Raw genomic sequence first — 18,993 nt, 5'->3', positions numbered from 1 at the left:
CAAACGCAAAAATTACAGTGACTCACAAGAATAGACAAATAAGTTTTCAGAATTGCGACTTTCTTCAAATGTCACGGACGGGTATGTTAGTCGGATAATAATTACTCCCTGCATCTCTAATAACAAATCGACGTGGTATTTATGGCAATCAGTGAATCAACCCAGCCCGTCCAGGGCGCTCCGGCGTCGCCGCCGAAATCGCGCACTTCCTTTAAAGTATTAGGCGCAATCAGTCTCTCTCATCTGCTCAACGACATGATCCAGTCGCTGATTCTGGCGATCTACCCGCTGTTGCAGTCTGAGTTCTCATTAACCTTCGTGCAGATCGGGATGATCACCCTGACCTTCCAGCTGGCCTCTTCGCTGCTACAGCCGGTGGTGGGCTACTGGACGGACAAATACCCGATGCCATGGTCGCTGCCCATTGGCATGTGCTTCACCCTGAGCGGGCTGGTGCTGCTGGCCATGGCGGGCAGCTTTGAGGCGGTACTGGTTGCCGCGGCGCTGGTGGGAACCGGTTCATCGGTGTTCCATCCGGAATCGTCCCGCGTGGCACGTATGGCCTCCGGCGGACGTCACGGGCTGGCGCAGTCTCTGTTCCAGGTGGGGGGTAACTTTGGTAGCTCCCTCGGTCCTCTGCTGGCGGCGGTAATTATCGCGCCTTACGGCAAAGGCAACGTGGCGTGGTTTGTGCTGGCCGCGCTGCTGGCGATTGTCGTCCTGGCGCAAATCAGCCGCTGGTATGCCGCGCAGCATCGCGTAAATAAGGGAAAACCTGCCGCGAAGATAACCAATCCCCTTCCGCGCAATAAGGTGATCCTTGCCGTCAGCGTGCTGCTGGTGCTGATTTTCTCGAAATATTTCTATATGGCGAGCATTAGCAGCTATTACACCTTCTATCTGATGCAAAAATTCGGATTATCAGTACAAAACGCCCAGTTCCACCTCTTTGCCTTCCTGTTTGCGGTGGCGGCAGGCACGGTGATAGGCGGCCCTGTGGGGGATAAAATTGGACGTAAATATGTGATTTGGGGCTCTATACTCGGCGTCGCGCCGTTTACGCTTGTTTTACCGTACGCAACGCTGGAATGGACCGGAATATTGACGGTGATTATTGGTTTTATTCTCGCATCGGCATTTTCAGCCATCCTGGTCTATGCGCAGGAGCTGCTGCCGGGACGTATCGGTATGGTTTCCGGTCTCTTTTTCGGTTTTGCCTTTGGCATGGGCGGCCTTGGCGCAGCCGTGTTGGGGATGGTTGCAGACCACACCAGCATCTTCCTGGTCTATAAAATCTGCGCTTTCCTGCCACTTCTGGGGATGTTGACCATATTCCTGCCTGACAATCGTCATAAAGCGTGACTTCACGGCTGCCAAAGTTAAACTTTGGCAGCCGGATAACCTGATGCCATAAGGCTTTCCTCTCCCTCCCCTCAGCAAATTTATCAAAATCTGCCTTTTTTCATGCTTATTGCCTTTTTATTGTGATTTCAACAATTATTCATAAACATAAGCGTAAAAATTGTCATAAACTATTAATCGGCTTTTTGGTATTTGCACCAAAAATGGATCACCCATCGCGAAAGGAGACGGAATGCACCACGCCACACCGCTTATCACCACCATTGTTGGTGGACTTGTGCTCGCTTTTATTCTCGGCATGATTGCCAATAAATTGCGTATTTCGCCCCTGGTAGGCTATTTACTGGCGGGCGTGCTGGCAGGGCCCTTTACGCCGGGTTTTGTCGCTGATACCAAACTGGCGCCTGAGCTGGCGGAATTGGGCGTGATCCTGCTGATGTTTGGCGTCGGACTGCATTTTTCCCTGAAGGATCTGATGGCGGTAAAGTCGATCGCCATACCGGGAGCGATCGCCCAGATAGGGGTGGCGACGCTGCTGGGCATGGCGCTTTCGGCGGTGCTGGGCTGGTCAATCATGACCGGTATCGTATTTGGGCTGTGTCTTTCAACCGCCAGTACCGTGGTGCTGCTGCGCGCGCTTGAAGAGAGACAGCTGATAGACAGCCAGCGCGGACAAATCGCGATAGGCTGGCTGATTGTTGAAGATCTGGTAATGGTGTTGACGCTGGTTCTGCTGCCTGCCGTTGCCGGGATGATGGAAAAAGAGAATATCGGCTTCGCCTCGCTGGCGCTGGATATGAGCATTACCATCGGTAAAGTCGTGGCGTTTATCGCCATCATGATGCTGGTGGGCCGCCGTCTGGTGCCGTGGATCATGTCCCGCAGCGCCGCCACGGGCTCGCGTGAACTGTTCACGCTTTCGGTCCTTGCGCTGGCGCTGGGCATTGCCTTTGGCGCCGTCGAGCTGTTTGACGTCTCCTTTGCGCTGGGCGCGTTCTTCGCCGGGATGGTGCTGAACGAGTCCGAGCTGAGCCACCGTGCCGCGCACGATACCCTGCCGCTACGTGATGCATTCGCGGTGCTGTTCTTTGTCTCCGTCGGGATGCTGTTCGACCCGCTGATCCTCATTCAGCAGCCGCTGGCCGTGCTGGGTACGCTGGCAATCATCATCTTTGGTAAGTCCGTTGCCGCCTTCTTCCTGGTACGGATGTTCGGTCACTCGCCGCGCACGGCGCTGACCATCGCCGCCAGCCTGGCGCAGATTGGCGAGTTCGCCTTTATTCTTGCTGGTCTGGGGATGGCCCTGAACCTGCTGCCACAGGCGGGGCAAAATCTGGTGCTGGCGGGGGCGATCCTCTCCATCATGCTAAACCCGGTATTGTTTGCCCTGCTGGAGAAATATCTCGAGAAGACCGAAACCCTCGAAGAGCAAACCCTGGAAGAAGCGATTGAGGAGGAGAAACAGATCCCCGTAGATATCTGCAACCACGCGCTGCTGGTCGGTTTTGGCCGCGTCGGCAGCCTGCTCGGTGAGAAGCTGATGGCCCAGGGAATTCCCCTGGTAGTGATTGAAACCTCCCGCACTCGCGTCGACGAGCTTCGCGAGCGCGGCATCCGCGCGGTGCTGGGCAACGCGGCTAACGAAGAGATTATGAATCTGGCGCATCTGGACTGCGCTCGCTGGCTGCTGCTCACTATCCCGAACGGTTACGAGGCTGGCGAGATTGTCGCCACAGCCCGTGAAAAATGCCCACATATCGAAATCATTGCCCGCGCCCATTATGATGACGAAGTGGAGTACATCACCGAGCGCGGCGCGAATCAGGTGGTGATGGGTGAGCGTGAGATTGCGAATACAATGCTGACAATGCTGACAAAACCGCCAGTTGAAGAGGCGGTGACGGGTTAAGTTTTGTGCGGCCTGATGCCCTCACCCTGGCCCTCTCCCACAGGGAGTGGGAACAAACACTAAAAACGGCAACCACAGGTTGCCGTTTTGCTTTTACCTGTCCCAATACGCCTCTTCGAGGCTGTCTTCCCGTTCCGGCAGCCCCCGCGTTAAGCGCGGTGAATGCTGGTTCAGCACCTGATAACTCACGCGGTTCGCGTACTTGCACACCTGCGCCAGCGAGGAGTAGGTCAGCCAGTTGAAGGTGTGCTTGCTGGAATTCGGCACATTGGTTTTGTGGTAGGCGTTGGCGGTGATGTCGTGCAGCAGCGCGGCCAGCGCGCCGTCGCCCGCGCCGTTGGTGTTCATGATCTTCTCGGGGCCACCCATATACGGTGCGATGTGGGAGAAGATACGCAGCGGGTTGATGCAGTCTTTATGACGCATGGCGCGGCTGAACTCGTACTGGTTAAATTCGGCGATTGCGCCCGGCAGCAGCGGGTGCTGGGTTTTCCGCTTGCTCTCTTCTTCCGTGAAGCCCGCCATATACAGCCCGACCGGCCCGGCGGTGCAGAGCACCAGATCTACCCAGTCCAGCGCCTTATCAGACGCCAGCAGCGGATCGCTTTCGCCGGTCAGCGCTTCGGCTTCTTCTTCATTCATCGCCAGAATCGAGACGTGTTCTTTCAGGAAGGCCTGCCACCACTCCGGGTTGTCGGCAATGACGAATTTGGTGCCCAGCGTCAGAACCACAGGCACGTTGTATTTCTTCGCGTACTCAATTGCCTTCATGGTTGCGTCCGGCATTGGTTCGCCCGGCTTGCAGCGCACCAGATAGGAGGTCAGTACCAGCGCAGACGCGCCCGCGATCACCTCTTCCGGGATACTTTCAGCGCGCAGCTTGTTCATATGGCCGGGGCTGATGGCAAAGGTACGCTCGCCGGAATCGCTTATCAGCGTAAAGCAGCGGCCAATCGGCCCGTCAACGCCCTGCAAATAGTTCAGATCGGTGCGGCTGGAGGTATTGCACAGGTAGCGGTAGGCATAGCCACCGATTTCGATATTGCTGCACATCACGCCAAGCAGCACCGAGCGGTCGTCTGCCAGTACGGAGTAGTTGTGCATGGTGTTGCCGATGGTGCCGCCGGCAAACTGGTGGGTGATAAGATTTTCGCGCACCAGCTCCTGATACAGCGCTTCAGCAACGTCATCCTCAATCACCAGCGAGTGCCCGGCGCTCAGACCGTAACGTGCGACAAACGCATCATCCACTTTGGCTTCAATGTCCACCAGCGTCTGATCGATACCGACCACCCAGGCAGCGCTGGTTTCGCTTTCCTGCTGAATTTGCTGTAACAGCGGATCGCGGGCATCGACGGGGAAATAGTGTTTGGACTTACGTTTACCGGGAAATTTCATGGTCTGAACTGTGCAAAGAATACGGGCCGGGAATGGTAGCACAAACCCGGCCCGTAACGCGATCAGCGGCGGGTGGTGACCAGTGACACCATCATGTCGATGTGTTCAGGGGAGTCGTTAAGCGCAGGAATGTATTCGTATTTCGTTCCGCCCGCCTCCATAAAGAACTCTTTGTTCTGGACAGCAATCTCTTCCAGCGTTTCCAGACAGTCCGCCGAGAAGCCCGGCGACATCACCTGAATGTGCTTCACGCCCTTCTCGCCCAGCATCTTAAGCGTTTCATCAGTATACGGGGTGAGCCACGGTTCACGGCCGAAGCGCGACTGGAAGGTCATCATCACCTTCTCAGGCGGCAGGCCGAGGGCGGAGACCAGCTCGCGGGTGGTATCGCGGCAACGCTGGGGGTAATCATCCCCTTCGTTCGCGAAACGCTGCGGAATACCGTGATAGGAGAGCAGCAGCAGATCCGGCTCGCCGTGTTTTTCAAACGACGCGCGCGCGCTGCTGGCAAGCGCCTGAATGTACAGCTCGTTATCGGCGTAGTCGCGGATAAAGGTGATACCCGGTATACGGCGGCGGGTCGCCAGAATGCGCGCCAGTTCGTCCCAGACGGCAGCTACCGTGGAGCACGAATACTGCGGATAAAGGGCCAGCACCACAATGTGTTCAACGCCCTGCGCCAGCAAAGAGTCGACGGCGCTTTCCAGGGACGGCTTACCGTAGCTCATGCCGAGCGCAACGGGCATGTCCGGCAGGCGGGCGGCCAGCGCCTTCTCCTGACGACGGCTGTACACCATCAGCGGCGAGCCCTCTTCCATCCACACGGACTGATAGAGCTTTGCCACACGCGGGGAACGAATCGGCAGAATGACGCCACGCAGCAGTGGCCACCACAGCAGTCTTGGGGTATCCACGACGCGCGTGTCGCTTAAAAATTGTCGCAGGTAGCGTTTGACCGCCGCTGGAGTAGGTGCTTCTGGGGTGCCCAGATTGGCAAGCAGGATGCCGGTTTTCGCCTGACTCATTCACGCCTCTTAACCATTTGATAGGCTGTCAATTGTAGCGGAAATGCGTTTAAACGAAACCCATTGCTGTAATAGGTAAGATGAGAATTTTTCTCACCCGGGGCTCCGGGTGAGAGAGGTGCGCTTAGCCGAGGATTTTTTCCAGCTCTGCACGTACGTCAGCCACGGCTTTGGTACCGTCGACTTTGGCGTATTGGGTGTTACCCGCCTGCGCTTCTTTAGAGTAGTAGCCGATCAGCGGCGCGGTCATCTGATGGTACTCCACCAGGCGTTTACGCACGGTCTCTTCCTGATCGTCTTTACGGGTGGTCAGCTCTTCGCCGGTCACGTCGTCTTTGCCTTCAACCTTAGGTGGGTTGAATTTGATGTGGTAAACGCGGCCAGAAGCAGCGTGTACGCGACGGCCAACGATACGGTCAACGATCAGCTCGTCTGGTACGTCGAACTCCAGCACGTAATCCACGTTGATGCCCGCTTCTTTCATGGCGTCAGCCTGAGGAATGGTGCGCGGGAAGCCGTCCAGCAGGAAACCGTTACGGCAGTCTTCCTGCGCAATGCGCTCTTTAACCAGCGCGATAACCAGTTCGTCGGTCACCAGTTTGCCTGCGTCCATGATGTCTTTCGCTTGTTTACCCAGCTCGGAGCCAGATTTAACAGCGGCGCGCAGCATGTCACCGGTGGAGATTTGCGGAATACCGTATTTCTCCATGATGAACTGAGCCTGAGTTCCTTTACCCGCGCCCGGAGCGCCAAGCAGAATAATACGCATTGCGAAAATCCCCTCAAAAGTCGATTCAATTTTTCAAAAAGCGCTAAACAATACCACCAGAACGGGTATGGCTCAAGGAAGGCGGGAAGGCTGAAACGGTTAACGGGGGGAGATAATTTGGCTTCGTGCGGTCTGGTGCCCTCACCCTAACCCTCTCCCACAGGGAGAGGGAACTCTTTCACCCTCTCCCTGTGGGAGAGGGCCGGGGTGAGGGAAGATTACGCCAGCAGCAGCGCATTCACACGTTTAATGAACAGGTTAGGATCTTCCAGCGTACCGCGCTCGGCCAGCAGGGACTGATCCAGCAGCAGTTCAACCCACTCCGCAAAGCGGGCGTCGTCCTGGGTATCCGCCGCGCGTTTCACCAGCGGGTGATCCGGATTAAGCTCAAAGATATATTTCACATCCGGCACGGCCTGGCCCGCCGCAGCGAACAGTTTCGCCATCTGGGTGCTCATTTCGTCCGCATCGGTGGTGACAATGGCTGGCGTATCGGTCAGACGGTGCGTGAAGCGCACCTCTTTCACGCGGTCGCCCAGCAGCGTTTTAACGCGCTCAACGAACGGCTCCAGCGCCTTCTCGGCTTCTTTCGCGCTGTCGTCCACTTCATCCGCCAGCTTATCGATAGACTCGTCGGCTTTGGCAACGGACTGGAAGGATTTACCGTCGAACTCGGTCAGGTAGTTCATCATCCACTCGTCGATGCGGTCAGACAGCAGCAGCACTTCGATGCCTTTCTTACGCAGCAGTTCCAGATGCGGGCTGCTCTTCGCTGCCGCATAGCTGTCGGCGGTGATGTAGTAGATCTTCTCCTGCCCTTCTTTCATGCGGGAGACGTACTCTTCCAGCGACACGGTCTGGGCGGAGGAGTCGTTGTGCGTAGAGGCGAAGCGCAGCAGTTTAGCGATAGCTTCCACGTTCGCAGTATCTTCCGCCGGACCTTCTTTCAGCACCAGGCCAAACTGTTTCCAGAAGGTCTGGTATTTTTCCGCATCGTCCTTCGCCAGTTTTTCCAGCATCTGCAACGCACGTTTGGTCAGGGCGTTGCGCAGGTTACGGGTGACGGTGCTGTCCTGAAGAATTTCACGGGAGACGTTCAGCGGCAGATCGTTGGAGTCTATCAGGCCACGCACAAAGCGCAGGTAGTTCGGCATGAACTGCTCGGCGTCGTCCATAATGAACACGCGCTGCACGTACAGCTTCAGGCCGTGCTTGTGATCGCGGTTCCACATGTCCCACGGCGCCTGCGCCGGAATGTACAGCAGGCTGGTGTACTCCTGTTTCCCTTCCACACGGTTGTGGCACCAGGTCAGCGGATCGGTGAAGTCGTGGGCGATGTGCTTGTAAAACTCGTTGTACTCGTCGTCTTTAATTTCAGCTTTATTACGCGTCCACAGCGCCTGCGCCTTGTTGATTTTCTCCCAGGAAACCACGGTTTCGCCGTCTTTCTCTTCCTGTTTTTCAATCTCAACCGGCAGCGCGATATGGTCGGAATATTTGCTGATGATGGAGCGTACGCGCCAGTCGTTCAGGAAATCGTCTTCGCCTTCACGCAGGTGCAGGGTGATTTCTGTGCCGCGATCCGCTTTGGTGATGTCATCAACGGTGTATTCACCTTCACCTTTAGACTCCCACAGCACGCCGTTCTCGACGCTGTCGCCCGCGGCGCGGGTGCGCACGGTGACTTTGTCCGCCACGATGAACGCCGAGTAGAAGCCTACGCCGAACTGACCGATCAGCTGGCTGTCTTTCGCCTGGTCAGAGCCCATGGACTCAAGGAACGCTTTGGTGCCGGATTTGGCGATGGTTCCGAGGTGGTCAATCACCTCGTCGCGGTTCATCCCGATGCCGTTATCGGCGATGGTCAGGGTGCGGTTCTCTTTATTAAACGAGACGCGCACGCGCAGCTCGCCGTCGCCTTCATACAGATCCGGGTTAGACAGCGCGCGGAAGCGCAGCTTGTCCGCCGCATCAGAGGCGTTGGAAATCAGCTCACGCAGGAAGATTTCTTTGTTGGAATACAGGGAATGGATCATCAGGTGCAGAAGCTGTTTTACTTCTGACTGGAAACCACGGGTTTCTTGTCCTTTCATCTAAGTCGACCTCAACAATGCCATTTAATGGGGTTGTAAAACGTTGAGTGAGAGATGGGGATAAGGGGAGGAATTTTCAAGCGGAGGCCGCGCGCGCAGCCTCCGTTTGGTCAGAAAATAATCTTGTGACGTCCGGCCAGCGAGTGTGACAGCGTGGTGCCGTCGACCATCTCCAGCTCACCGCCGACCGGCACGCCGTGGGCGATGCGGCTGGCGTCAACGCCGTACTGCGCGCACAGCTCGGCGATGTAGTTGGCGGTTGCCTCCCCTTCCACCGTCGGGTTGGTGGCGAGGATCACCTCTTTGATGGTTTCCGACTCCAGGCGCTGCTCCAGGCGATCGAGACCGATATCGTCCGGGCCGATGCCATCCAGCGGGGAGAGATGCCCCATCAGCACGAAATAGCGGCCGGAAAACTGCCCGGTTTGTTCGATGGCGTAGATGTCCGCCGGACTCTCCACCACGCAAATCTGACCGTTTTCCTGACGACGCGGGTTCGTGCAGATGTTACATACGTCCTGCTCGGTAAAGGTCCGGCAATCCGCACAGTGGCCAATTTCTGACATGGCGCGGGTCAGAGCCTGCGCCAGGCGCATCCCGCCGCTGCGGTCGCGCTGCAATAGCGTAAACGCCATACGCTGCGCCGACTTCGGGCCAACGCCCGGCAGGCAGCGCAGTGCTTCCATTAACTGCGTGAGCAGCGGACTGGTTTGCATCAGAATGGCATCTTAAAGCCCGGCGGCAGTTGCATACCGCTGGAAACAGAGGCCATTTTCTCTTTCTGGGTTTCGTCGATACGGCGAGCGGCATCGTTAAACGCGGCTGCAACCAGATCTTCCAGCATCTCTTTGTCGTCTTCGAGCAGGCTCGGGTCGATTTCAACGCGACGGCAGTTATGCGCACCGTTGATGGTCACCTTGACCAGACCGGCACCGGATTCACCCGTGACTTCCAGCTGAGCGATCTCTTCCTGCATCTTCTGCATTTTTTCCTGCATCTGCTGAGCCTGCTTCATCAGACCACCCAGACCGCCTTTTCCACCAAACATAGGCTTCTCTCTTCTTTCACGTTAAGGATTACAACCGTAAGTCAGACTCACGATCAAATGGGGCGAATACTCTCTTCATCCAGATCGGCGTCGAAGAACCGACGCAGGGTCTGGATGTTGTTATCCGCAATTATCGCCTCGCGCGCCTGCGCGAGCTTCTCTTCATAAATGGCCTGACGCCACTCGAGCGGCGTTTTCACCGCCGGATTATCATCTTCAATGATAGTCAATTCAACCGGTACACCCTGTAATGCGGTAAGCGCCTCGGCCAGCGCCTTTTGCGCGCCAGGGGAGTTGAGGTGCCGCTGGCCAGGGCGCAGGTGCAGACGCACCTGATTACCGTCCTGCTCTTTCCAGGCGTTCAGCGCGACCTGCTCCACCAGCTTCGGCAGTTGCAGTTTGCTGACCTCGGCGGCCCAGGCGTCGCGCTCGATGGACTCTTCCGCGAGCTTCGCGGATAGCTCCGGCGTTTTTTCATGCTCCAGCGCCTTTTTCAGCGCTTTTGGCGTGGCGACCACTTCCTTGACCGTTTCAACAACGGTGGTCGCCTTCCAGCGGTATGCCTCTTCTTTCGCCGGGGCTTTTTGCTCGAGCGCGGACGGTGCCGGACGCGACTGCACGCGCTCCGTTACCGAGGCCAGTCGTTCAAGCGCGGCGTTGTTCACCGGCCGCGCTCTTGCAGGCGCTGCCGGTTCACTCTTTTTTGGTTTGGTTGCTCCCTGCGCACGTTGCAACTGGCTTCGTGCGGCAAGCACCGAACTGGTGGCATCCGACAGCGGCACGTTTTGCGGCGGCGGCGATGCCGGTTGCGGTGGCACCTGCTGCGGTGACATTACCGCGGTCGGCGCAACCGGCGCAAAGGACTGCCGGGGCGTTTCCGGCTCCGGCAATGGCTTGCGCGGATGGAAGGCCAGCGCGCGCAGCAGCGTCATTTCAACGCCCATCCGGCGATCCGGTGCAAACGGCAGCTCTTTGCGGCCAATCAGCAGCGTCTGATAATAAAGCTGAACGTCAGCCGGCGGCACGGTGCGCGCAAGTTCACGCATCCGCTGTTCAATGGTCGCCATGTCCGCGCCAATGGCCGACGGAGACAGTTGCAGCATCGCCACGCGGTGCAGCAGGCTGAGCATCTCGACCAGCAGCGCTTCCCACTCAATGCCACGGGCAGCGGCGTCGTTGACGAGGGTCATTACCCGCTCACCGTTGGCGGCAATCATCGCTTCAATAAGCGACAGCGCCTGATCGTCATCCAGCGTGCCGAGCATAGTACTGACCGCGTCGGTGGAGAGTTTACCGTCACCGCTGGCAATCGCCTGATCGGTCAGGCTCAACGCATCGCGCAGGCTGCCGTCCGCGGCACGGGCCAGCAGTTGCAGCGCACGCGGCTCGTGGACAATGTTCTCTTCATCGAGGATATGCTCAAGCTGAGCGCGGATCTGCTCAACGTCGAGCGCCTTCAGATGGAATTGCAGGCAGCGCGAGAGGATCGTGACCGGCAGCTTTTGCGGATCGGTGGTCGCCAGCAGGAATTTGACATGCGCAGGCGGCTCTTCCAGCGTTTTCAGCAGGGCGTTGAAGCTGTGGCGCGACAGCATGTGCACTTCATCGATCAGATAGACCTTGAAGCGGCCGCGCGCCGGGGCGTACTGCACGTTGTCGAGCAGATCGCGGGTATCTTCCACTTTGGTGCGCGAGGCGGCGTCGATCTCAATCAGATCGACAAAACGCCCCTGCTCGATCTCACGACAGTTGTCGCACACGCCGCACGGGGTGGCGGTGATCCCGGTTTCGCAGTTCAGACCTTTTGCCAGCAGACGGGCAATAGAGGTTTTACCGACGCCGCGGGTGCCGGAAAAAAGATAGGCGTGATGGATGCGACCTAGCGACAAGCCGTTCGCCAGGGCCGTCAGCACATGTTCCTGACCGACAACGTCAGCAAAGGTTTGTGGTCGCCATTTACGGGCTAACACCTGATAACTCATGGGCAGGCTCTGCAACGCTGGAAGGTGAATTAATGGAGGGGAATGCTATCACAACCTCACCCATTGAGCGAGGTTGTGAGATACGGGATTAATGTCCCGGGAATGGCACCAGGCTGTAGCTGGTAATACCCTGTTTTTCCAGGCGCTGCTCGCCGCCGAGATCGAACAGGTTGATGATGAATGCCGCGTCGGTCACTTCCCCGCCCAGACGACGGATCAGCTTCACGGTCGCTTCGATGGTGCCGCCGGTTGCCAGCAGATCGTCCACCACCAGCACTTTGTCGCCTGGCTTGATGGCATCAACGTGAATTTCCAGCTGATCGGTGCCGTATTCCAGCTCATAGCTCTCAGCAATGGTTTCACGCGGCAGTTTGCGCGGCTTACGCACCGGCACAAACCCCACGCCCATCGCCAGCGCAACCGGTGCGCCAAACAGGAAGCCACGGGCTTCAGTACCTACTACTTTGGTGATCCCGGCGTTTTTATAACGCTCAACCAGCAGTTCAATGCTGAGGGCGTACGCTTTCGGGTCTTCCAGCAAGCTGGTGACATCGCGGAAAAGAATGCCAGGTTTTGGATAGTCCTGGATACTTTTGATGCTATTTTTCAGATATTCAAGCTGCTGTGCAGTTGCGGTCATCGGTTTGTGCCTAAATGAAACAGTGTTACTCACGGCGCGCGACGAGTCGGTCAAAGTAACAGTTGTTTAACCTTTGACCAGGCGCACCTGTGCTCGAAAACGGTCGAATTTACTGGCTGTGCGCCATAATTGCAACCGCCATGATGAGGCTTCAGTGCTTTTGTTGCTTTTCATCAACCACGGGGATCCGCCACATAAAGATCAGCAGGCAAACCAGGATCGCCAGCAGCAGAATGCGCACCCACATCATTTTCACCAGCCATAACGAGACGGCGAAGGTGATCAAGATGAAGGCAATGGCGCGCGGCTTAGCCCCGGGCGGCATGGCCCGGTGTTTTTGCCAGTGCCGCAGGTAGCCGCCAAACCACGAGCGGTACAGAAGCCAGTGGTGAAAACGCGGCGACGAGCGGGCGAAGCACCAGGCGGCCAACAGGATAAACGGGGTGGTCGGCAGCAAGGGTAAAACCACACCCAGCGTGCCCAGCACTACCGCGAGCCAGCCAATGATGATTAAAATAGTACGCTGCATAATGCGAATCGTTATCAAACTGAACGGCTACTTTACCACTGGAGAGCGCCTTGAAAACAGCACTGCTTCTTGAGAGGCTGCAAAATCAGCTGATCGCGCTGCGGGCGCAGGCCACGCCGTTGATGGGCCACGCCACGCTGAAACCGCGCTTTGACCGACAGCTCTTCCGCACCCGCAGCACCGTCATTGAGGATTATCTTGCTGAAGCGCAGACCAATCTCGACGAGCTTCGTCACGCGGTTGAGAGTGAACAGCAGGAACAGGTCGCGTGGCTTGCGGAGCATCTTACCGAGCAGATCACCGCCCTGCACCGGGAAATCGCCGCCTGGCCGTTACGGGCGTGGGACAGCGCCTCGCCGGGGCTCGGTAAATGGCAGCGCAAGCGGCTGGAGAACCAGGAGTTTGAGCGCCGTCTGTTTGAGATGAAGCGCGAGCGCGAAGCCCGCCTGAACACCAGCGAAACGCTGGAAGAGCAGCAGTTATTAATGCGTGAAATCAGCGCGCTGGAAGGCCGCATCGTCCGCTGCCGTCAGGCGCTGGATGAGATTGAACGCGTCATCGAACGCCTGACCCGTTAACAGGAGCCACTGATGTCACTGGAAAATGCCCCCGACGAGGTCAAGCTGGCCGTCGATTTAATTATGCTGCTGGAGAATCACGAGATCCCGGCGGAGACGGTGCTGAAAGCACTGGAGATTGTGCGACGAGATTTTGAGGGGAAACTTCCCCCTCACCCTACCCTCTCCCCAGAGGGGAGAGGGAAATAGATTAGGCGGGAGTAGGGTCGTCCCCCTTAATCTCGCGCTTCACTTCCGTATGCTCATCGCCTTTCTCGTTGCGCAGATGAACCTCAAGCTGGTTAAAGGCGATATTAATATCGTTTTCACGACACAGACGGTCAATGGTGCGGTTCAGCTCATCGACGGTGTAGCTGCGATCGCGCAGTTCGCGTACGTACAGGCGCAGCTCATGATCCAAAGTGCTCGGCCCGAAGGTGGTGAAGAATACCGCTGGCGCAGGATCGTGCATCACTTTTGGATGGTCAGCTGCCGCCTTCAGCAGTACCTCTTTCACCTTGTCCAGATCCGAGCCATAGGCCACCCCGAGTCGGATCACCACGCGAGTGGTGGTATCCGAGAGCGACCAGTTGATCAGACGCTCGGTCACAAACGCTTTGTTCGGGATGATCACCTCTTTACGATCGAAGTCGGTAATGGTGGTCGCACGAATGCGGATCTTGCTGACGGTCCCGGAGAAAGTACCGATGGTGACGGTATCGCCGATACGCACCGGACGTTCGAACAGGATAATCAGGCCAGAGACAAAGTTACCGAAGATCTCCTGCAAGCCGAAGCCCAGACCCACCGACAACGCCGCCGCCAGCCACTGGAGTTTATCCCACGAGACGCCCAGCGAGCCGAATACCGTCATCGCCCCGACAATAATAATGACGTAGTTCAGGATGGTGGTAATAGCGTACGACGCCCCCTGACGCAGGTTCAGCCTTGAGAGCACCAGCACTTCCAGCAGACCCGGCAGGTTGCGGATCAACGCCCAGGCAACCACTGACGACACCAGCGCAAAGAGCAGGCTGCCCATGGTGACGCTTTTCATTACCGCAGCGCCCGCTTCGGTACCGTTGTATTGCCAGAGCGTGATACTGTCGAGGTAGGCGAAGACGGTAATTAAATCAGACCAGATGGCCCAGAACATCACCGCAAACAGGGCGATCATCACCAGCATGGTAATACGCATCGTTTGCTGGTTAACCTGCTCCAGAGCAATGGTCGGCTCTTCCTGTGGCTCAGCCCCTTCGGCCCCCTCTTTCACCTGATGCTGGCGACGGGCAATAGCACGGCGGTAGGCAATGCGACGCGCCGCCACGCTCAAACCACGCAGCACGGTCTGGAACAGCAGGTTCCATACAATCACCAGATAAACCGTTTCGATCCAGCGGCCGGACAGACGCAGCGTGGTATAGAAGTAACCCGTCGCCGTCAGCACCATCAGCGCCAGAGGAATGATCGCCAGTACCGTTACGGTAGCCAGACGAAGATTGTGGGACTCTTTATCCCGCCAGCTGTCGCGGCACATTGGCCACATCAGAACGGCAATCAGCAGCAGGTTCAGCATAATCACCAGTTGCCCCAGCACGTCATCCATCAGGTGCAGCGGGGAAAGCTCCGCCACAACTGACCAGAAGTGCAGCGGCAGCAGCGCGAGGCTGATGCGCACAATCTGGCGACGCCAGTGGCTGGTGAGTTTTTCCGGCATGTTGAAGTGGCGGACGGCGACGCCATCTTTTTCCAGCACTTTCCAGCACAGACCAAACACCAGCCAGAACAGCGCCAGCTTCTTGCTGAACGCCCACAGCAGATCGCTGATATTCAGCTGCATGGTCAGCAGGATCAGGCCCACGGCGAGTATCAACAGGCAGACCGGCAGAGCACGGATCAGATCGATCAGGATCGCTTTCGGGGTGTGCAGCTGGCTGTCGTTACGCAGTTGCCCCACTTCCGAGGCCAGCTTCGCCTGGTACTGTTTCAGCCATTTCAAACGCCAGCGTATGACGCCGGCGATAAGCAGCAAAGGCAGCCCCGTCAGGAAGGCAATCATCACCGCAGGCCAGGCTTTCTCCCAGTTCACGGTAATTTTCATGCTTTTGATCTGGGATTTCAGCGTTTCCGGGAAAGATTTAAACCAGTCCCAGTCCATGGGTTTATTGCTGTTCACCCAGAAAATCTGCTGGGTCAGGATCTCCTGGAGGCTTTTAGAAACGCTCACCAGCTGCTGCTGGTTGATTTGCAGATTAATCGCCATCATCAGCTGGTTGCCGAGCTGCTTGTTAAGCTGATCGAGCAATTCGCGGCGCATGTCCACCACCTGCAACAGCGCGTCGTGAACTTCAGCGTTCACTTCACCTGAATGGCCCTCTTCCACTTTGGCAACGAAGGTATCGCTCTGAAATAGCGCATCGCGCTGCTGGTTAACGTCAAACTGTTCAAGACGCAAATCCGCAATGCGGTTGGTCATGTCTTCCAGCTCGTCGGCGGACGGCAGCGTCTGCTGTTGCTGGTAGAGAATGCGCGACAGCAGCAGGCTGCCCTTCAGGACGGCAATCTGCTCCTTGACGTTGCGCTCGGCCTGCAAAGCGCGATCCAGCCAGTTTTTGACCTTAATATTCTGCTGCACCAGCGCGCTGCCGTTTTCAGTCGCCTGAATCAGACGCTCGCTCAGTTGGTGGTTAATCTCCAGCTCCTGCTTCACCAGCGGGTTGGCCTGAATACGGGCCGTCTCGTCTGGCGAAACCGCTTCCTGCGCCGTTTTTTCAGTCAGCGTCAGGCGCTTGCTGTTCACCGCTTCCTGCAACAGCTGAAGCTGATGCTCAAGCCGGTTGATATTCGCGGTCACGTAGTCACGCTGTTTTTGCAGCGCATCCTGTAGCACCGTGTTGCCTTCCAGGCTCTTACGCTGCTGTTCAATCTCCGCGTTTAGCAGCGTCTGCTGGATGTTCAGCAGCGTTTGCTGGGTGGGACGAAGCGCCCCTTCCCCCACGGTGATGCCATTCAGACGGTTACGTATCTGCTGTAGCTGTTGCGACGCCGAGTACATGGCGTTCTGCACGCGCTCAGGCTGGGTTTGCAGCGAAACCAGCTGGCTGTTGTAGGTTGAGAGATCGGATTGCGCCGTTTGCAGATCGTCCAGCAGCTGCGCCACGCGCGACTCAAGCTGGCGCAACGACAGCGTGGCAAGCGTTTTTCGGGTTTCATCGTCGTTATCGACGTCGCTGAGCGCACTCAGCGCCTCCGTTGCCTTACGCATGTTCTCCGGCGCCTGAGCGACCTTCTGCCGTAGCTGGGCCGTTTCGGCTTTGATGCGATCGATCTTGTCCAGCGTTTCCAGGGTTTCCGTCAGATCCTGCTGAACGAGTTTTTCCTGGGCGGAGAGATCTTTTTGCTTATTCAGGGTGTCGAGTTGCGACTGAACATCAGCACGCGTGGGAATGTCACTGCCGTTGTCTGCACGGGCCCATGAAAGCGGCGCGGCTGCAAAGTAAAACAGCAGGATCAAAAACAGGGCCAGAACAGGATGTTGCGAGCGATTGATGTGCAGCATAGTTGTGAATGTGATGTGAGAAATGACCGGAAATAGTCGGGCATGAAGGATATCACGCCCGGCTGAAGCAGAATAGTACGACGGAAAGGGTCTACGATTTTTACCATGCCCGATCAGGCAGAGCGCGGGCTAAGTTTACTTTGAAGGGTCGGACAGAGCTGGCACATCTCAAGAAAAATTTCGACGTAGCTGCGCGCCTCTGATCTGAGATCGAACGACTCCGGAGCAAAAAGCCAGTTTTCCATCAGGCCGGAAATATAGCTGCGCATCAGGATCGCCGCCCGGCGGGTGAGTAATGTGGCAGGAAGCATTTTGGCCTGCATGCACTCCGTGAGGACCTGTTCGATGCGATCGTAGCTTTCCAGACACAGGTCGCGCTGCGCCTGTTGAACCACCGCCATTTCACCAACGAACTCACATTTATGGAAGATGATTTCCATCATCAGACGACGACGCTCTTCAACAACCGTCGCTTCAAGGATATATACTAGAATTTCTCTTAACACTGAGAGTGGATCGTGAGGGAATTTTGCCCGATACTCACTCTCAAGATCGCTAATGCTGGACTCTGAAAGCTCCCAGATTTCACCAAACAGATCGGACTTGTCTTTGAAATGCCAGTAAATCGCTCCCCGCGTGACGCCCGCGGCCTGAGCAATCTGTGCCAGCGAGGTTGCCGAAACACCCTGCTGTGAGAACAAACGCATTGCCACATCTAGAATGTGTTGTCGGGTTTCCAGCGCTTGTTGTTTGGTTTTTCGTGCCATACGTTGATGAATTTACAGGAGTCAGATTTACATACATTTATGAATGTATGTACCATAGCATGACGATAATATAAACGCAGCAATGGGTTTTTAGACTCAGGACCCTTGATCAATTTGAAATCGGACACTCGAGGTTTACATATGAACAAAAACAGAGGGTTAACGCCTCTGGCGGTCGTTCTGATGCTCTCAGGCAGCTTAGCGCTTACAGGATGTGACGACAAACAGGCTCAACAAGGAGCTCAGCAGGTGCCAGAAGTTGGCGTCGTGACGCTCAAATCCGAACCTCTCCAGATGACAACAGAACTACCGGGCCGCACCAGCGCCTACCGCATTGCGGAAGTGCGTCCGCAGGTGAGCGGTATCATCCTGAAACGTAACTTCACCGAAGGCGGTGATGTCAAGGCAGGCGAGTCTCTGTATCAGATTGATCCAGCAACCTATCAGGCGTCTTATGAGAGCGCTAAGGGCGATCTGGCCAAAGCCGAAGCGGCAGCCAAAATCTCGCAGCTGACGTTGAATCGTTACAAGAAACTGCTCGGCACGCAGTACATCAGCCAACAGGATTACGATTCTGCCCTGGCCGATGCACAGCAAGCCAACGCAGCCGTTGTGGCGGCGAAAGCGGCGGTAGAAACCGCGCGTATTAACCTGGCCTACACCAAAGTGACCTCCCCTATCAGCGGTCGCATTGGTAAATCAGCCGTCACCGAAGGTGCGCTGGTGCAGAACGGTCAAACCAACGCGCTGGCCACCGTGCAGCAGCTCGACCCGATCTACGTTGACGTCACCCAGTCCAGCAACGATTTCCTGCGTCTCAAACAGGAGCTGGCTAACGGCACCCTGAAACAGGAAAACGGTAAAGCCAAAGTGGAACTGGTTACCAACGACGGTATCAAGTTCTCACAGACTGGCACACTGGAATTTTCTGATGTGACCGTCGATCAGACCACCGGCTCTATCACCATCCGGGCCATTTTCCCCAATCCGGATAAAACCCTGCTGCCCGGTATGTTCGTACGCGCCCGTCTTGAGGAAGGGACTAACCCAAGCGCCATTCTGGTTCCTCAGCAAGGTGTGACCCGTACGCCACGCGGCGATGCGAGCGCACTGGTTGTGGGTGCCGATAACAAAGTCGAAACACGCAATATCACTGCAACGCAGGCGATTGGCGACAAGTGGCTGGTAACGGAAGGTCTGAAAGATGGCGATCGCGTAATTATTACTGGTTTGCAAAAAGTTCGTCCTGGTGCGCAGGTCAAAGCTCAGGAAGTGAAATCTGACGACAAACAACAAGCGTCGGCCGCTGGCCAGTCAGAACAAACCAAGTCTTAACTTAAACAGGAGCCGTTAAG

The 18,993-nt window shown here is 56.6% G+C and carries 16 protein-coding genes and 1 other annotated feature; of the genes, 5 read left to right on the top strand and 11 right to left on the bottom strand.

What is annotated here, in order from left to right; all coding sequences use genetic code 11:
* Nucleotides 1-141: 141 nt before the first annotated feature.
* Both ACQG1Y_RS05730 and ybaL read left to right on the top strand, forming a co-directional pair.
* On the top strand, nt 142-1,362 hold the full coding sequence (locus ACQG1Y_RS05730; protein WP_015571242.1) for an MFS transporter: 1,221 nt from the start codon (nt 142-144) through the stop codon (nt 1,360-1,362).
* Nucleotides 1,363-1,594: 232 nt separating this feature from the next.
* Nucleotides 1,595-3,271: a YbaL family putative K(+) efflux transporter gene (gene ybaL, locus ACQG1Y_RS05725; protein ID WP_017383218.1), complete on the top strand. Its 1,677-nt coding sequence runs from the start codon at nt 1,595-1,597 to the stop codon at nt 3,269-3,271.
* Between the two features lie 93 nt (nt 3,272-3,364).
* Here ybaL and ACQG1Y_RS05720 read toward each other — a convergent pair whose 3' ends face one another.
* The 9 genes from ACQG1Y_RS05720 to ACQG1Y_RS05680 all read right to left on the bottom strand — a co-directional run bounded on the left by ACQG1Y_RS05720 (nt 3,365) and on the right by ACQG1Y_RS05680 (nt 12,755).
* Nucleotides 3,365-4,669, bottom strand: coding sequence for an inosine/guanosine kinase (locus ACQG1Y_RS05720; protein ID WP_032104066.1), 1,305 nt, complete (start codon nt 4,667-4,669; stop codon nt 3,365-3,367).
* Nucleotides 4,670-4,731: 62 nt separating this feature from the next.
* Nucleotides 4,732-5,694: a ferrochelatase gene (gene hemH / locus ACQG1Y_RS05715; RefSeq protein ID WP_017383216.1), complete on the bottom strand. Its 963-nt coding sequence runs from the start codon at nt 5,692-5,694 to the stop codon at nt 4,732-4,734.
* A gap of 124 nt (nt 5,695-5,818) precedes the next feature.
* Complete coding sequence (gene adk / locus ACQG1Y_RS05710; RefSeq protein ID WP_368740660.1) at nt 5,819-6,463, bottom strand: adenylate kinase; 645 nt, start codon at nt 6,461-6,463, stop codon at nt 5,819-5,821.
* 218 nt (nt 6,464-6,681) lie between these two features.
* Entirely contained in the window at nt 6,682-8,556 is a 1,875-nt protein-coding gene (gene htpG / locus ACQG1Y_RS05705) for a molecular chaperone HtpG (RefSeq protein WP_368740659.1), read from the bottom strand.
* Between the two features lie 110 nt (nt 8,557-8,666).
* Nucleotides 8,667-9,272: a recombination mediator RecR gene (gene recR / locus ACQG1Y_RS05700; protein ID WP_006809843.1), complete on the bottom strand. Its 606-nt coding sequence runs from the start codon at nt 9,270-9,272 to the stop codon at nt 8,667-8,669.
* Nucleotides 9,272-9,604 carry a YbaB/EbfC family nucleoid-associated protein gene (locus ACQG1Y_RS05695; RefSeq protein WP_003858972.1) on the bottom strand — a complete coding sequence of 111 codons (333 nt, stop codon included), beginning with the start codon at nt 9,602-9,604 and terminating at the stop codon, nt 9,272-9,274. The genes recR and ACQG1Y_RS05695 overlap by 1 nt, the downstream gene beginning before the upstream one ends.
* 53 nt (nt 9,605-9,657) lie before the next feature.
* Nucleotides 9,658-11,586 carry a DNA polymerase III subunit gamma/tau gene (gene dnaX, locus ACQG1Y_RS05690; protein ID WP_017383214.1) on the bottom strand — a complete coding sequence of 643 codons (1,929 nt, stop codon included), beginning with the start codon at nt 11,584-11,586 and terminating at the stop codon, nt 9,658-9,660.
* Nucleotides 10,264-10,328, bottom strand: a sequence feature (DnaX frameshifting element). Its footprint overlaps the gene before it by 65 nt.
* A gap of 88 nt (nt 11,587-11,674) precedes the next feature.
* Nucleotides 11,675-12,226 (bottom strand): adenine phosphoribosyltransferase, encoded by a 552-nt coding sequence (gene apt, locus ACQG1Y_RS05685; protein WP_000127359.1) that lies wholly within the window; start codon nt 12,224-12,226, stop codon nt 11,675-11,677.
* Nucleotides 12,227-12,377: 151 nt separating this feature from the next.
* The gene (locus ACQG1Y_RS05680) at nt 12,378-12,755 is read right to left on the bottom strand and encodes a DUF454 family protein (protein ID WP_015571246.1); all 378 of its coding nucleotides are present in this window, start codon (nt 12,753-12,755) and stop codon (nt 12,378-12,380) included.
* A 50-nt stretch (nt 12,756-12,805) separates the two neighbouring features.
* On the opposite strand from ACQG1Y_RS05680, the gene priC reads away from it, so the two are divergent.
* The gene (gene priC, locus ACQG1Y_RS05675; RefSeq protein WP_017383213.1) at nt 12,806-13,333 is read left to right on the top strand and encodes a primosomal replication protein N''; all 528 of its coding nucleotides are present in this window, start codon (nt 12,806-12,808) and stop codon (nt 13,331-13,333) included.
* 12 nt (nt 13,334-13,345) lie between these two features.
* Nucleotides 13,346-13,522 carry a pleiotropic regulatory protein RsmS gene (gene rsmS, locus ACQG1Y_RS05670; RefSeq protein ID WP_017694394.1) on the top strand — a complete coding sequence of 59 codons (177 nt, stop codon included), beginning with the start codon at nt 13,346-13,348 and terminating at the stop codon, nt 13,520-13,522.
* A 1-nt stretch (nt 13,523) separates the two neighbouring features.
* On the opposite strand, the gene mscK is transcribed toward rsmS, so the two are convergent.
* Nucleotides 13,524-16,871, bottom strand: a complete 3,348-nt coding sequence (mscK, locus tag ACQG1Y_RS05665; RefSeq protein ID WP_232960047.1) for a mechanosensitive channel MscK — start codon at nt 16,869-16,871, stop codon at nt 13,524-13,526.
* A 113-nt stretch (nt 16,872-16,984) separates the two neighbouring features.
* Entirely contained in the window at nt 16,985-17,638 is a 654-nt protein-coding gene (acrR, locus tag ACQG1Y_RS05660) for a multidrug efflux transporter transcriptional repressor AcrR (protein WP_015571247.1), read from the bottom strand.
* 141 nt (nt 17,639-17,779) lie between these two features.
* Here acrR and acrA point away from each other — a divergent pair, with 141 nt between their 5' ends.
* Nucleotides 17,780-18,973 carry a multidrug efflux RND transporter periplasmic adaptor subunit AcrA gene (gene acrA / locus ACQG1Y_RS05655; protein ID WP_017694395.1) on the top strand — a complete coding sequence of 398 codons (1,194 nt, stop codon included), beginning with the start codon at nt 17,780-17,782 and terminating at the stop codon, nt 18,971-18,973.
* The last annotated feature ends 20 nt before the right edge of the window (nt 18,974-18,993 follow it).

The organism is Enterobacter cloacae complex sp. 397G4, from assembly GCF_050031515.1.
Lineage (GTDB): Bacteria > Pseudomonadota > Gammaproteobacteria > Enterobacterales > Enterobacteriaceae > Enterobacter > Enterobacter hormaechei_C.
The sequence above is the reverse complement of the archived record's forward strand: the minus strand, read 5'-3'. Positions and strand labels throughout refer to the sequence as shown.